Source organism: Flindersiella endophytica, from assembly GCF_054779015.1.
In genome coordinates this window covers 617,587-633,288 of record NZ_BAAGYY010000013.1, presented here as the reverse complement: position 1 = coordinate 633,288, position 15,702 = coordinate 617,587, and the positions used below count along the sequence as shown (strand labels likewise).

General features: G+C 69.4%; 10 protein-coding genes. 4 read left to right on the top strand and 6 right to left on the bottom strand.

What is annotated here, in order from left to right; translation table 11 throughout:
* Window positions 1-20: 20 nt before the first annotated feature.
* On the bottom strand, window positions 21-2,966 hold the full coding sequence (locus ACYVF6_RS15195; protein WP_460521521.1) for a S8 family peptidase: 2,946 nt from the start codon (window positions 2,964-2,966) through the stop codon (window positions 21-23).
* 244 nt (window positions 2,967-3,210) lie between these two features.
* On the opposite strand from ACYVF6_RS15195, the gene ACYVF6_RS15190 reads away from it, so the two are divergent.
* From ACYVF6_RS15190 to ACYVF6_RS15175, 4 genes are all read left to right on the top strand, one after another.
* A complete protein-coding gene (locus ACYVF6_RS15190) occupies window positions 3,211-4,314 on the top strand; it encodes a glycoside hydrolase family protein (protein WP_460521519.1) in 1,104 nt (367 codons plus the stop codon).
* A 6-nt stretch (window positions 4,315-4,320) separates the two neighbouring features.
* On the top strand, window positions 4,321-5,274 hold the full coding sequence (locus ACYVF6_RS15185) for a glycoside hydrolase family 130 protein (protein ID WP_460521517.1): 954 nt from the start codon (window positions 4,321-4,323) through the stop codon (window positions 5,272-5,274).
* A 79-nt stretch (window positions 5,275-5,353) separates the two neighbouring features.
* Window positions 5,354-6,946 carry a hypothetical protein gene (locus ACYVF6_RS15180; protein ID WP_460521515.1) on the top strand — a complete coding sequence of 531 codons (1,593 nt, stop codon included), beginning with the start codon at window positions 5,354-5,356 and terminating at the stop codon, window positions 6,944-6,946.
* A 186-nt stretch (window positions 6,947-7,132) separates the two neighbouring features.
* Window positions 7,133-9,427, top strand: coding sequence for an Ig-like domain-containing protein (locus tag ACYVF6_RS15175; RefSeq protein ID WP_460521513.1), 2,295 nt, complete (start codon window positions 7,133-7,135; stop codon window positions 9,425-9,427).
* Here the strand turns inward: ACYVF6_RS15175 and ACYVF6_RS15170 are convergent.
* The 5 genes from ACYVF6_RS15170 to ACYVF6_RS15150 all read right to left on the bottom strand — a co-directional run bounded on the left by ACYVF6_RS15170 (window position 9,402) and on the right by ACYVF6_RS15150 (window position 15,495).
* Window positions 9,402-10,415 (bottom strand): hypothetical protein, encoded by a 1,014-nt coding sequence (locus ACYVF6_RS15170; RefSeq protein WP_460521511.1) that lies wholly within the window; start codon window positions 10,413-10,415, stop codon window positions 9,402-9,404. The two genes, ACYVF6_RS15175 and ACYVF6_RS15170, sit on opposite strands and share 26 nt — an antisense overlap.
* Window positions 10,416-10,528: 113 nt before the next feature.
* Window positions 10,529-12,478, bottom strand: a complete 1,950-nt coding sequence (locus ACYVF6_RS15165) for a glycoside hydrolase family 127 protein (protein ID WP_460521509.1) — start codon at window positions 12,476-12,478, stop codon at window positions 10,529-10,531.
* A 4-nt stretch (window positions 12,479-12,482) separates the two neighbouring features.
* Window positions 12,483-13,460 (bottom strand): alpha/beta hydrolase, encoded by a 978-nt coding sequence (locus ACYVF6_RS15160; RefSeq protein WP_460521507.1) that lies wholly within the window; start codon window positions 13,458-13,460, stop codon window positions 12,483-12,485.
* Window positions 13,448-14,749, bottom strand: a complete 1,302-nt coding sequence (locus tag ACYVF6_RS15155; protein ID WP_460521505.1) for a pectinesterase family protein — start codon at window positions 14,747-14,749, stop codon at window positions 13,448-13,450. Before ACYVF6_RS15155 ends, ACYVF6_RS15160 begins: the two co-directional genes overlap by 13 nt.
* Window positions 14,750-14,814: 65 nt before the next feature.
* A complete protein-coding gene (locus ACYVF6_RS15150) occupies window positions 14,815-15,495 on the bottom strand; it encodes a GntR family transcriptional regulator (RefSeq protein WP_460521503.1) in 681 nt (226 codons plus the stop codon).
* Window positions 15,496-15,702 lie beyond the last annotated feature (207 nt).

The window sequence follows — 15,702 nt, the reverse complement described above, 5'->3', positions numbered from 1 at the left end:
GGCCGGCCAGACGCCAAACGTCAACCGGTAACGGTCAGGATGGTGTTGCCCAGCTCGGCCTTCTCGTCCGAGTAGAGCACGGCGCCGAGGTAACGCGTGCCCGCCCGCAGCCCGCTCCACGAGACCGTCACCGACGCCGAGTCACCAGAGCCGACCCGCTGTGACTCCGGCGCCAGCGTGAGGTTGCCGGCCGGGTCGCCGAGCACCCAGTGGTGGTGCTGGACGTTCGCCGAGGTCACGCCGGCCGGGAGCGCGAAGAGATCGACGTAGATCTCGTACTCGCCCGGCTCGGTCAGCGTGATCGACTCCTCGGCCGTCGCGGTGGCGGAGTCGCCGACCGGCTCCAGCCCGTCAGCCGTCTTCTTGTACGCGAACAGGTCGATGTCGGTGCCCTCGCCGAGCGAGGTGTAGTCGGCGTCGAACGTCGCGAACCGTGCCAGCTTGGCGCCCTCCGGCACCGTCACCGAGACCTTGCCGGTGTGCTCGCCGGTCGCCGGCTTGTCGGTGTCGAACCCGCTACCGTCCGGGTTGGCCAGCGGCAGGTCGGTCACGGTGTCGGCGACCAGACCGGCCGCGGAGGCGTTCAGCGTGCCGTCGTAGCCGGACTTCACCGCCAGCTGGAGACTGCCGGACGTACCGCTGCCGGACGCCGCCTTCGGCGCCGCGACAGCCACCGGACGCACCGCGATCGGGCTGCGCACCTTGTGGCCGAGGCCGTCGCTCCAGGTCAGCGCGCCGAACGAGTAGTCACCGAACGCGGCGTCGGTGCGGCTGATCTTCACCTGGTACGACACCGAGCGGTGCGGCGGCACGAGCAGCCCGGCGGGCCGCACGCTCACCTTGGTGCCCGCGGGCGCCTCCACCGTGGAGCGGTAGTAGGCCAGCTTGCCCGTGGTGTTGGTGACGCGGCGGGTGATGGTCTGCGACCCGGCCAGGTCGCCCACCGCGATCGACGGGTAGTTGAGGTCGCTCGGGTCGATCGTCCCGGCTTTCGCGCACGGCGCTCCGATCGACTGCCCCTGGCCGAGCGCGCACATGTACGCCACCCAGTCGCGGGGCGCCGAGTCGTAGACCAGGCCGGGGTCGAAGGACGCCTTCGGGTTCACGTGGCCCGCGCCGAAGTCGAACGGCGTGGCGTTCGCGGAGCCGCGCTTGATCGGTTTGCCCTGGTTGTCGACCTGCGAGGCGGTGGTCATCAGCGCCGACTTGACCCACATCGGGTCCCAGGCCGGGTGCTTGCCGATCAGCAGCGCGGCCAGGCCGGCGATGTGCGGGCTCGACATCGAGGTGCCCTGGTACGACGCGAAGTTGGCGCCGGCGTTGCCCGGAGGCGCGACGGCGGCGATCACGTCGACGCCGGGCGCGGTGATGTCGGGCTTGAGCAGGTCGCCGTCGCCGGCCAGCGCCGGGCCTGCCGAGGAGAACGACGCCATCTCCGGCGCCTCCGCGACGTACTGCTCACCCTTGCTGAGCGCCGCGGTCGCGCCGGGCTGTCCGGCGTAGCCGGCCAGCGTCTTGCCCGCGGCGACGTTCACATGCACGGTCGGTACGTAGTGGAAGTCGGAGGCGGTGTCGTCGGCCGCGGCGCTGGTGTTGTAGAGGATCATCCCGGAGCCGCCGGCTTCCTTCACGGCCTCGCTCTTGTCGACGCGGGCGTTGACGCCGCGGGCGCAGGCCACGATCTTGCCTGCCACCTCGGCCGGATCGAGCCGGCCGGGGTAGCAGAGGTGGACCTCGTTCGCCGGAGCCTCGGCCTTGCCCACGTTGTCGGAGAGCACCAGCGGGCTCGAAGGCACCGCGTCACCCAGACCCGCGCCGCTCAGCGTTGTGCCGTTGCCCAGCGTCGCGGACGCCTTGAACGCGCGGTCGTGCGTGCTGGCCGCGACCGTGGTGAGCCACGGCGAGTTGTGCGCGACCGTCGACTCGCCCGGGCCCTCGTTGCCCGCCGACGCGGAGACGAACACGCCGGCCTTCGCGGCGTTGTAGAACGCGATCTCGACGGGATCGACGACCGAGCTCGTCGAGCCGGAGATCGAGAAGTTGATGACGTCGACGCCGTCGGCGACCGCCTGGTCGATGGCCGCGACGCTGTCGACCGTTCCGCAGCCGCCGTCGCCGCCGGTCTCCCAGCAGACCTTGTACGCCGCGATCCGCGCGGCCGGAGCCATGCCGGACATCTTGCCGCGGCTGGCGCCGTTGATGATCGCGTCGACGCCGAGGTCGCCGGCCACGGTGCTGGCCGTGTGGGTGCCGTGCCCACCGAAGTCACGCGGCGACTCGAACTCGTCCTCGACCGGCGTGACGCCCTCGTGGAAGTAGCGCGCGCCGATCAGCTTGTTGTTGCACGTGATGTTGTTGTCGGCGGTATCGGCACCGCGGTCGCAGGTGCCCTTCCACTTCTTCCGGATGGCCTTGGCGTCGGGCCGCGGCTCGGGCAGCGCGGCGAACGCGGGGTTCTCCGGCCAGACGCCCGAGTCGACCATGCCGACGATCACACCCTCGCCGGCGTGCTTGTCGCCGCCGAACTGCTTGGCCCACACACCGTCGTCGCCGGTCAGGCCGAGGAACTTCGGAGTGGAGGTCGTGTCGAGCTTGCGTACCTCGTTCTTCCACACGCCCAGCACACCGGGGGTGCGGGCCAGCTTGGCGGCCTCCGGGCCGGTCAGCCTGGCCGCGAAGCCGTTGAACGCGGTCTCGTAGTCGTAGATCTTCTCGACGCCCGGAACCTTTGCCAGCACGGCTTGGCGCCCGTCGGCTAGCGCCTTGCGATGTCCGCTGACGTCCGACCCGTCATAGGCCGCGATCGGAACGCCGCTGGTCTGCACGAGATAGATGCCGGCGGACGCGGCCGCGGGCGGCGGCTCGGCCTGCGCACCAGTCGAACCGGCCAGCGCGAGTACGGCGGCCGTCGTGGTGAGCGCGAGCGCTGCCTTGGCCTTGGCTTTGGCCCTGGCTTTCGGTGCCACTTGGTGGTGACCTCTCATTCCTGGCGCGGCCACCCAGCGCTGCCGCACACACTGGCTCGCGATCCTAGGGCAAGCTTCGCGAGGAAAGTACGCAAACGTCGGATTCGTAACTCTGCGGAAACGGCAGCTTGGTGCAACCGGGCGCGACGGGTGGTCGCGTTCTTCCTACGCTGTGATGGCTTTCGCAAGATCAACTTTTCGTCGGCCGGCCGCTTGTCGGCTTCTCGGCTCTGGGGAGGGCTTGGTGGGACTTCGTACGGGTGTGCTCGGCGTCGCCGCGGCGGCGATGGGGATCTCCGTGATCGCACTGGGAGCCGGCTCGGCACCGCAGGCGGCGGCCTCGAACCAGGCGGCGGTCACGTTCCAGGCCGGCGTGACGCACACCCAGTCGGGTGGCCCGGACCCGTGGGGCGACCCCGGCGCGATCTCGTCCGCGAAGGCGCTGCTCGGCCAGGTCGGGCCGCTGCAGAACCAGCACCTGATGGGGTGGGGTACCGACAATCCCGAGCCGAGCCCGGGGGTGTACGACTGGGCCAGCCTGGACGGGCGGATCGAGCTGATCCGGTCCACCGGGGGAGTGCCGGTGATCACGCTGTGCACGGCGCCCGGCTGGATGAAGGGCACCGACGACTGGGACATGGACGCCGCACCGACGCCCGACCACTACGACGACTTCGCGAACCTCGCGCTGGAGACGGCCAAGCGCTATCCGGACGTGAAGTACTTCCAGGTGTGGAACGAGTTCAAGGGATTCTGGGACGACTCGGCGAATCGCTGGAACTACGAGGGCTACACCGAGCTGTACAACCTGGTCTACGCGAAGCTGAAGGCGTACAACCCGGATCTGCACGTCGGTGGGCCGTACGTCTCGGTGAACATCTACAAGGATCGCGGCAACATGAGTCACCCCTCGTCGCTCACGGGCTCGTGGGGGACGGTGGACCAGCGGGACCTGGACGCGATCGAGTACTGGCTGTCGCACCAGGCCGGCGCGGACTTCGTCAACCTGGACACGTGGGCGTCGACGCGGGACGGCTACTACCCGCCGGCGTCCGAGGCGGGTGCGCCGTTCCAGGCGATCACCGAGTGGCTGACCGCGCGTACGACGCTGCCGGTGTGGTGGGCGGAGTTCTACGCGCCGTTGCAGGCAGGCAGCGACGCCAGCTCGCCCGCCGCGATCCGGTCGGTGCTGACGGGGATGCGGTCCGGCGGAGCCGCGGTCGGCCTGTTCTGGGGACCGGAGTGCGACGAGTCTGACTATCCGTGCCTGTGGTCGTCGACGGCAGTCAGCGGCGGTGGACAGGCGACGGACTACTTCCCGGTGATCAGGGACTTCTCCGTAGGCTAACCGGCCATGAGCTCGACCGTTCCGCCCGCGGAGTTTCCGCTCGGCCCGTTCCGTCCGTACGACCGCAACCCGATCCTGCGCCCGCAGGGCACCGGCTGGGAGTCGGCGTCCGTCTACAACCCGGCCGCCGTCGTCGCCGGCGGCGAGGTGGTGCTGCTCTACCGGGCACACGCCGACGACATCGTGTCGCACGTGGGGCTGGCGAGGAGCGCGGACGGGCTCGACTTCGAACGCGAGCCGGAGCCGGTGCTGTCGCCGAGCGAGCCGTACGACGTCCACGGCTGCGAGGACCCCCGCGTCACCGAGATCGACGGTACGTACTACCTCACCTACACCGGCTGGGACCGCTCGACCGCCCAGCTGTGCCTGGCGACCTCTACGGACCTGCGGACGTGGACGAAGCACGGGCCGCTGTTCCCGGGTTTCGACACGTTCGGGCCGCGGGAGCCGAGCCGCACGTGGAGCAAGGCCGGCGGCATCCTGCCGGTGCCGGTCGACGGCCGCTACCTCATGTACTTCGGCGAGGGCTCCATCTTCCACGCCTGGTCCGACGACCTGATCCACTGGACACCAGTGGCCGAGCCGGCCATGACGCCGACGCCTGGCTCGTTCGGCTCGGCCCTGGTCGAAGTCGGCCCGCAGCCGATCGTCACCAGCAGCGGCCTCATCCTCCTGCTCCACAACGCCGCGGTGAAGCTCCCCGGAGGCGGCGTCCGCTACACCTGCGGCCAACTCCTCTTCTCACCCGACGACCCAGGCCGGATCCTGGCCCAGCTGAACCGCCCCTGGCTCGAGCCGAGCACGTACGAGGACACCCACGGCCTGGTGTCGAACGTGACGTTCGTCGAAGGGCTCGTCTTCCACCAGGGCACGTGGTTCGCGTACTACGGCCAGAGCGACTCCACCCTCGGCGTCGCGACGTATCGGGTCGGCGACCGCTACTCCGGCCTCGGGACGTAACGCGGAGGCCCGGCGGTCGTCTTTTTCCATATTCGTCGGCAGCGACAACTTTCGCCGGGGGCATTGAGTCGTCTGGGATATGAACGCCAGACGTACGGACCGGCCGGGCCGGAGCCCGGCACTCGAGGCGCAGGCGTTGATAGCGGTGTCCGCGCTGGCCGGGTTGGCGGTCGCCGGTTGCTCGCCGCAGTCTCCGGCGAAGCCGGAGGACAAAGGCCCGGTGGGCAACCAGGTGGCCGCCGCCGCGCGCAACGCCTCGCTCAGCGACGGTTATGTCGGCGCTCCACAAGCGAACGGCTCGGGTGTGGTGGAGGTACGAACGGCCGGGTCGGACGGTCGGCACGTGCTGGCGCCGCCCGATCCGCAGGCCGGCGAGCGGTTCGGCGCGGCGGTGTTCTCCGGTCCGCTGGACGAGGTCGATCACAACGGCCCCAGTTTCCTGCTGGTCGGCGCCCCCGGCCTGGACGTCGGCGGGCGTAAGGACGCCGGAGGCGTCTACGTCTTCGAGCAGGCGGGCAAGACGTACCGCTTCGTCGATGTGGTCACCCAGGACGATGTCCATGTCCGCATGCCGGGTGATCCCGGCGACACCCCCGCCGCCCCCGGACGGGTGCAGGCCGGCGCGGAGTTCGGTGCGGCGCTGGCAGGCGAGGTAAACGAGGACTCCGGGGCGACGCAGGTGTCCGTGGGCGTGCCTGGACTCGACGTCGGCGATGCCAGGGCCGCGGGCGGAGTGTTCGTCCTGGACTTCACGAAGTACGTCGGCGGCCAGTTCTACGGCTCGGTCAAGACCGTGAACGGAGCGTTGTACACCCTCGACCTGAAGGGATCGCCGCGCGAGGCGCAGGCCGGCGACCGGCTCGGCACGACAGTCTCCAACCAGATGTGGGGAGCACCCGGCGCCACCCTCGGCGGGCAGCAGGGTGCCGGGCTGGTCGTGTACGTCAACCGAGGATCACCCGCCAGACCACCCAAGTACTGGATCTTCCAGCTCGGCACGACCGGACTGCCGGGCAAGCCGGCCGCCGGTGACGGCTTCGGCTCCTCGTTCCTGCGGCACTGGGACGACGCGACCATGACCGAGACCTTGTGGATCGGCGTGCCGGGCAGGGACGTCGACGGCGTACGGGACGCCGGCCAGATCGTCACGTTGCGCGCAACGCAGTCCGGCCGGACGTGGGTGTGGCATGCCGGTCGCACCTATTCCGAGAACGATGTCCGCGGCCAGCGCGCCGATTCCGGCGACCGCTTCGGCACGGCTCTGTGCCGCTACGAGCACTACGACAAGCGGCCGATCTCCAGCGGGAGCAAGTCCGTGCACCCCACCGCGACGTTGTTGCTGGCTGGAGCACCCGGCGAAGATGCCGGCTCGGGTGCGGTCCTCGGCCTGCTGGACGCGCCCACGTTGACCGCGGAGACGGTGGGCGGTCACAGCGCAGCCGGTGCCGGCTTCGGCGCCCAGCTGGCTTGCGGGTCAGGCGCCAGCTCCGACGGTGACGAACTGGTCATCGGCGTGCCAGGCAGCAGCGGCACGAGCCGGAACGCCGGCTGGGCCGCGCACGGCGTGCACCGCCACGGATCCGGCCCGATCACGTGGGACCGGTGGACCCCGGAGCACGGAGCCGCGGGCGACCGGTACGGCCAGAGCGTGACCGTACGAGGCCCGTACTGACGCGCCGCCGGAGCGGTGCCGCCCCGGCATGCCACACCGTGTTCACCGGCTGATCCACCAACCCGCTCCACCACACAATCCCTGGCCAAGAGCGGTCGTGCTTGGTTGACGGGTTGAGATGTGCGCTCGACCATGACGGCATTCAAGTGGCATACCAGCAGCGTGCATCGTGATCGGAGATGGGCAATGGCGGCAACGTCTGAACGACCCGTGCCAGCGAGCGGGATCACCCGGCGCAGCTTCGTGGCGGGCGGTGCGCTCGCCGGGCCGGCGGTGATGTGGGGGCCGGCAACGCCAGCGACGCCGGGGGAGAAGCGGACCGCGAGGCAGAAGGCGATGGACGCCAAGATCGCAGCCGCCACCGCCGCCGACCTGCCGGCGTTCCCCGGCGCGGAAGGCTGCGGCATGTACACCACCGGCGGCCGCGGGGGAGAGGTCTACGAGGTCACCAACCTCGACGACTCCGGACCGGGTTCCCTGCGGGACGCCGTCTCCGGCAGCAACCGGACGGTCGTGTTCCGCGTGTCCGGCAACATCTTCATCGAGGGCGGCCTGGACATCACCGGCTCCAACCTCACGATCGCCGGCCAGACGGCGCCCGGCGGCGGCATCTGCGTCGTGGGCAACGAGACGTCGGTCAAGGCCGACAACGTCATCATCCGCTACCTGCGCTTCCGCGGCGGCGACCTCAAGGGCACCGAGATCGACACGTTCAACGGTGAGGGCCACGAGAACGTCGTCGTCGACCACTGCTCGGTGAGCTGGGGCGTCGACGAGTGTTTCTCGTTGTACGGCAACCGGAACGTCACCGTGCAGTACTGCGTCATCGCCGAGGGACTCGCGATGTCCGTGCACGCCAAGGGAAGGCACGGCTACGGCGGCCTCTGGGGCGGCACGAACATCACCTACCACCACAACCTGCTGATCCACCAGGGCGGCCGCAACCCGCGCTACAGCTTCGTCGAGGACGTGCCGCTCAAGGTCGACCAGCGCAACAACGTCATCTACAACTACGGCTTCACCTCCGGCTACGGCGGCGAGTGGTCCGAGGGCGTGAACGTCGTCGCCAACTACTTCCGTCCCGGCCCCGACACCCTCGCAGACATCGCGCCGGTCATCTTCGCGCCCGGCCGGTTCGGCGAGTGGTACATCGAGGACAACGTTGTCGAAGGCCACCAGGACGTCACCGACGACAACGGCAAGGGCATCGAGTACGCCCCCGGCGGCATCACCCGCCTCACCGAACCCGTCAGCTTCCCCGGCGAGCTCGAAACGCAGAAGGCCGAGGACGTCTACGCCACCCTGCTGGACAACGTGGGCGCCATCCTCCCGCGCCGGGACGCCGTGGACGCGCGGCTCGTCGACGACGTACGCAACCGCACCGGCCGGATGATCAACTCACAGAAGGAGGTCGGCGGCTTCCCGCCCCTCGCGTCGACGACGCCTCCGACCGACTCCGACCACGACGGCATCCCGGACGAGTGGGAGCAGGCGAACGGCCTCGACCCGAACAACGCGGAAGACCGCAACGGCACCGGGCCCGACGGATTCACCAACCTGGAAAGGTATCTGAACTCCATCACCCGCTCCGGCGCGCCAAACCCGAGCATCACCATCACCAGCCCCACGTACAACCAGGTCTTCAGCGCCAGCACCGCGTCCCAGACCGTCACCGTCACGGCGGAGGCGACCGCGGCCGAAGGCGCGAGCATCGCCAAGGTTGAGTTCTTCCAGGGCGAGACGTTGCTCGGCGAGGCGACGTCCGCACCGTACAAGGCCACCTGGAACTCCGCTGCCGACGGCACGTACTACCTGACCGCGAGGGCGACCGACGACACCGGAACGGCCACCACGTCGACCTGCCTGCCGATCCACGTCAACCAGACGACGACCGTGTCGGGCTGGCGCTCGCGCGACGTCGGCAACGTGCCGATCCCCGGCTCGGTCTCGCTCAACGGCAGTACGTTCACCATCAAGGGCTCCGGCAGGATCCAGGGTCGTAAGGACGCGTTCCACTTCGTGCACAAGCCGATCCACGCCGGCCCGGACGACGTGGTGGAGATCATCGTCCGGCTCGACTCGTCCAGTCACGTGTACGAGAACCTGCTGGCGGGCGTGATGATCCGCGAGTCGCTCGAGGCGAACTCGCCGTTCATGTTCGGCGGGCTCACCTGGGAGCACGGCCGGAAAGCCCGCGTCGTACGGATCGCCTCCGACGGCCCGCAGGCAAGCGTTGGAGACTATCCGTACGACGACGGCAACCTCGACGACAAGCCGTACTGGCTGCGCATGATCAAGCGGGGCAGGGAGTTCGAGGTTCACCTGTCGGCCGACTCGCTGCAGTGGACCAGGATCGGGTACGAGCGGATCGTGATGGCGCCCGACGTCCTGATCGGGATGGCAGTGGATGGTGGCAAGGAGGCCAACGACATCGTGAACTACAGCGTCGCGACGTTCACGAACGTACGGGTTCTGACGTAGCCACCTGGGCAACCTCTGGCACGCGCGCCGTTCGCACCACGGCCGCGGCCAGCACCGCGAGGGCGACCACCGCGAAGACCGCGTTGCCGATCAGGTCGATCGTGGAGTTGCGCTGGTCGAGCGAGGGCTGGAGGAACCCGTGCCAGGCGTATGTGAGCAGCGCACCTCCCGCCAGCGCGGCCGTGTGCAGGGGCCTCCAGCCCGAACGCCGCGACCAGAATGCCGCCAGGAACGCGACGACGGCGTACAACATGAGGTAGCTCACGCAGATCAGCCAGGCCGGCATGCTGTGTGGGAGCACGAGGAAGACGCTACTCGCGACAAGTGAGATCCCGCTGACGATCGCCGGGCCGGGAACCGATCCGGCTACCTGCCTCCGCTGGCGGCGACCGACGACGAACGCCAGCACGATCAGGACGACGATGGCGACGCCCGCGCCGACGAACTGACCCGGCGAGGCGAAGAACGCTTCCTTCGGCCCACCGAGCGACGACTGGTCGAGCGATCCGGCGAAGTTCAGCACGCATCCCAGTACGAAGAGGACAGCGACGACCGGGAGTCCGATCCTGCCGAGCCATGGTGTCGTCCGGCGGGTCGGCACCATGGCCTCCATCAGCGCGATCGGGACGCTGATGCTCCAGACGGTGTGCAGCGTGAGCACGAACAACGTCCACCAGGAGCCCATGCCCAGCGCGTCGATGTGCCCATAGCTCAGCAGGTCAGCGCCGGCGTAGTGGGGGTTGAACAGCGACTGGGTGACCAGTCCCTCCTCGACGACGCCGTAGGCCGCCGCGAGCAGGACGATGGTCGGCCAGCCGCGACCGGTGCGGCGGGCGACCTCGCGGATCAGCACGGCACCGCCGCCGTACATCGCGCTGAGGAACAGCATGCCGGCGATGAGCGCGATCGACAGGTTTCCGAGCAGGAACTCCGCCACGAGCGGGCTCAGGAAGAAGAGCCCGAGGGCAGGTGCGATACGGCGCAGCATGGAGTGGTCCCTCCGTTGTCGTGAGGCGAGACGTCTGTACCTCTCGAGCATCGACCTCACGACGGCCTGCCAACTGTGCCGTCCGTTCGAACCCACCCATGACAAATGTCGTGCTACTCGCGCACCGGCAGCCAGACTCGCATCGCTCCGCCGTCGCGGTTGTCCCACTGGAAGTACGGAATTGCCCTCGCCGTGACGTTCCGGACGCTGCCCGCGCTCGGCGCGGAACCGTACGGCAGCCGACCGGCGGGCGCTGCCTCGGTGTGCAGGTCAGCGTCGATCTCGAGGACGACGGTCCGCCCGAACAGCGGATCGCCGGCTACCTCGACGGCGCGTGGCTCGCAGCCGGCGGGCACGGCCAGGTCGTCGAGCCGCACACCGTCGGGCTGGTCGACCTGCTCGACGCAGTAGACCAGCGGCCCGCGCTCGATCGCCACACATCCGCGCACGGCGTCCAGACGGCGGTCCGGGTAGGTCAGCCGCGGGCGTAGGTCGAGCTTCAGCCGGACGGTCTCACCCGCCCGCCAGTGCCGGCGGACCACGACATAGCCGTACTCGTCGGCCCGGCTGTCGTGCTCGGCGTCGCCGACGAACACCCGCGTCCGCCGGCTCCAGCTCGGCACCCGGAACGCCAGCCCGCAAAGGGATTCCGGTGCCTGTCGTACGGTGACGGCGACCTCGCCGTCCCAGGGGTAGCCGGTCGACACGTCGAGCTCGAGCGCACCGGACGCCAGCCCCGCCGACACGGTGCCGGCCGAGAACTGCTGCAGGTAGAGCGTGTCGCCGGCGGTTGTGGCGACATACCCCGGCAACGACGAGAGCAGCCTGGTCACGTTCGGCGGGCAGCACGCCGACCAGAACCACCCGCTTCGCCTGGCCTCGTGCTCGAACGGAAAGTGGTCGGCGCGGCGCTGCAACGGGTTGCCCTTGAAGAAGCGTCGCCCGTCGAGCGACGTCGCCGCCGCGAACCCGTTGTACAGCGTGCGTTCGATCAGCTCGGCGTATCGCGCCTCACCGGTCGCGAGCAGCAGCCGCCAGGCCCAGTGGATGCTCGCGACCGCCGTGCAGGTCTCGTTGAACGCCAGGTCCGGCGGCAGCTCGTACCGGTCGCCGAACGCCTCCCGCAGCAGCCGCGAGCCCTGCCCGCCGGTGATCGCCGTCTTGCTGGCGACCATGTCGTCCCAGCGCGCGACCGAGGCCCGCAGCAGCGACTCGTCGCCGGTCTCCAGGTAGACGTCGACGACTCCGGCCTCCAGGTAGAGCGCCCGGACCGCGTGCCCGAGCAGCGTCGGCGCGTCCCGCACCGGCAGGTGGTCCTGGTAGTTCTCCGGCCCTTTGGCGGTCCTGCCGACCAGCCCCTTGCCGCGCTCGTCGACGAACTTCGAAGCCAGCCGGAGATAACGCTCGTCGCCGGTGCCACGGTAGAGCTCGACCAGCGCCGTCTCGACCTCGGGATGCCCGTCCAGACCGGTGTTGGTGCCGTCCAGGAACTCCTCGACCAGGTGGTCGGCGAACCGCCGCGCGACCTCCAGCAGCCGGCCGTCACCGACAGCGCGATGCGCGGCGACAGCGGCCTGCACGAGATGGCCCGCGCAGTAGAGCTCGTGGCTGCCGGACAGGTTGACGTAACGCTCGCCGGGCGTCTTCACCTGGTGGTACGAGTGCAGGTAGCCGTCCTTCTGCTGGGCGTTCTCCAGCAGCTCGGTGGCCTCGGCGAGGAACGCCTCGAGCGCCTGCGAAGGCTCGGCGGCGAGCTCCCAAGCCGCGGTCTCCAGCAGCTTGGTGACGTCGGAGTCCATGTAGACCGGACCACGGTACTCACGATCAACTTGTGATATGTTCTCTTGCTCTCTTGTTGAATTGTTCAACAATCCGGCGATCCTCAGGTTGTTGAGGTTGCCGGCGGCTTCGAGCTGCTGAATACCCAGCGGCAGGCTTGCGGTCCGGTTCGCCTTCCGGAGCCGGGCGAGCAGCCCGCCGGTCAGGCGTACGTCGGTGAGGCCGAGCGGATGCTGGACCGCGTGGGACGAGCCGGTCGGGACGGCCGGTCCGCAGACACTCATGCGTTCACTCCTGTGCGTTCGTGGTTCTGATGGCGTCCTGGTGTACCTGGAGGTCGTCGAGGATGACGGACATGGCGTATGGCGAGACGGTGTGCTCGCGATGGGTGGCGTCGTCGAGCAGTGCCCAGCTGCCCTGGCCGAGGTCGCGAACGTGCCGCTCGACGTCCGGCGCGTACTGGTCGCCGAGGCCCGGGAAGCACGACGGGTCGTAGCGGTTGAGCACCTGCAGCTGCCTCCGGCCGTGGCCGATGGCGCCCAGCACGTACAGATCGAGGTAGCCGGCGATCGCGTAGAAGCCGGGCAGGGTGTCGGCTCGCTGTTCCCAGTCCCCGAAGTTGGGGTTGTGCGCGGGCTGCGACCTGAGGAAGAAAGGCCAGCTGCCCGCGACGGGATAGCTGCTTCTGACGCGCGGGTCGATCGCCGCGTACACCGTCGTCGCCCACGCGCCGCCGGAGAACCCGATCAGGCCGATCGACGCCGGCCGGTGGTCGCGCTCGACCTGGTTGAGGATCCGGGCCGGCGGCTCGAGGAAGAACGTCAGGGCGGAGAACTCGCTCGACTCGTAGGCCGCGAAGTCCGCGTGGCCGCTGAACCGCTCGTCGCGGTTCCACCCGTGCAGCGGCAGGTCGACGACCGCGACCAGGAAGCCGTTGTCGAGCAGGGACTGCACCGAGCGCCGCGTCGCCGGGCCGTACTGCTCGCCGTGCGGATCGCCGTGACCGCCGTGGTAGAGCACGAACCACCCGTTGTGCCGTCCGGCCGGCCACACGAGATGGCTCGTGGACGTCAACCCGTGCGGCAGGTGTACGGTCAGCCGGTCGATCCGGCCGCGTACGAGGCTCGCGAGCTCGGGCGGTTCGACGTCGATGTCGGTCTGCGGCAACCCGGCCGGCAGGCCGGATCCCTTCCACACGTAGTCGATCAGTCTGGCCCGGCGCTCGCCGGCCTCGGCGAGCGAGCCGATCGTGATCACGTCTCGCATGCGTGCCTCCACTCGCCCAGGACGAACGTGGGATCGCCCCATCGGGCCGCCTCTTCGGCCGTGAGCTGCCGGGAGGCCGGATGCCGTCGGGAGGTGGCGATCAGCCGGCCCTCCAGATCGGTGCTGCCGTACTCCCAGAACCGCACGTCCGGCGCCGGCATCGTGTCGTCCGGCTGGATCAGCCAGCCCGCCGGATGGACGTGCCGGTCCATCGCGGTGCCGATGAAGACCGCCTGGCTGTACGGAAAGACCTGGGGCGCGATCCGCGCCAGGTAAACCGAGCCATCGGGCGTGTCCGGCGAACGAGTGAGCCGCGTGTTGACGAACACGTTGCCGTTGTGCCGCGCGTCGTTGCGGATCTGGCAGTAGTAGCCGGGCCCGCGCGACCGCAGCTCCGAGTCGCGCACGAACACGGCGCCGGCGCCCCAGACGAAGTCGGTGTCGCCCTCGATGAGGGAGTCGGTGACGAAGCCGGATCCCTGTAGGCGCAGGGTGTCCTGGAAGCTCGTCAACGTGACGTGCTCGAGCCTGGTGCGCTCACCGTTGCCGCGAAACGCCTCCGCCTGCGAGCCGCCGTCGGGCGTGGTGTTGTGCAGCGTGATGTTCCGCAACGTGAAGTCGTCGGCTTCGACGCCGAAGTTGGCGCGCCAGCGGTTGTCGGGCTCCTGGCCGTTGAGGATGTTGTTGTTGGCGTACTGGACGACTGTCCGCTCGCGATCCCGCCCGCGAACCGTGATCCCCGGTCGGTCGGCGCGGACGTACGTGAGCTCCGTGTACGTGCCGGGCTCGACGTCGATCGTGACGGACCGGCTGTTGCCCTTTGGTACGAAGTCGATGGCGCCCTGGACGGTCCGGAAGTCGGCCGGACCCTCAGCGGCGACGCGCAGCGTACGGCTCCCGGCCGGCGGGGGAGTGGATCTGGTCGTGAACCGCCAGGTTCGCTGGTCGCGGATGCCCGGAAAGCCGATCAGGACCGCGGAATCGACAGTGACGTAGTAGGTCTGGCCATGGTCCAGCTGCCGGTGCGGATAGATCGTGACCGTCTCACCGTCGACGATCACCGGGAAGTAGCGGATGGGGCGCGGTTCGCCGGCGTCGTCGACCGCATCGCCGACCGTACGGAGATGAGTGCGGGGATCCGCCAGGTCGATGCGCTCGGCCAGCGAACCGTCCGCGCGGCGGACCTCGATCAGGCCGCCGGTCCCGAGTCGCTGGGGTCGGTCGAAGCGGAGCCGTAGCGGCGTATCCACGCAAACAGCGTTGCTGTCGGTGCCAGGCTCCAGCTTCACGACTCCAGCCTACGCACGGTGGCATGCCACCAACATGCCAACAGTGCGGCCACTTCCGGCCGGGGCTAGGAACCCATCCGCGGGCGGGACAGGAACACGATCGTCTGGTCGCGGACGCGGAGGATGTGGCCCTCCAGCAGCTCCCGCGCTCGCTCCCGCTCGCCGCCCTCGAGTGCGTCGACGATTGCGCGGTGCTCCTCGACCGCGGCGTCCAGCCGGCCCTGGTTGAGGGGCGCCTCCATCCCCGCGCGCGTCACGTGGATCGACAGGTGCAGGTCGTCGTGCAGTGAGAGCAGCTTCGGCAGGCCCGCCAGCTGCACGATCGCCCGGTGGAACCGGCTGTCGTTGTCTCGGAAGTCGATGTAGCGCTCCGGCTCGGCGACCACGATCTTGGCGAGGCTCTCGGCCTCGTCGACCATCTCCCGCAGTGTCTCCGGCGGCTTGAGGTCGGTCCGGTCCGCGAACAGTCGCAGGCTGTGCGACTCGATCATCAGCCGCAGCTCGAACAGTTCGTACAGCGTCGACAGGGCGGGAATCGCCACGGTGAAGCCGGCCACCGGGTCGTAGGCCAGCAGGCCGCGCTCGAACAACCGGCCCACCGCACTGCGTACGGGCGTCCGGCTCATGCCGAGCCGGCGGGCGAACTCCCGCACCGGCACGGGCTGGCCCGGCGTCGGATGCTCCCTGGTCAGCCACTCGACCAAGGCCCGGTGCGCCCTGCTCTCCAGGCTCTCGGCCTCGTCCATCTTCGTCTGCCTCCCGCCGGTCGCAGCGGCTTTCACTGGTCGGACTGCTGACGCACATGGTATGCCGCCGGTCAGCCCCTCGCCGGAGCGACCCGCGCTGACCGATACCGGTCTTGGGAGGCCTCTGGCTGACCTTTTCAGAAACAAACGGTTGACCCGTTCACGGGCCGGCAACACAATGACGGCATACCACCGGCATCCATATGG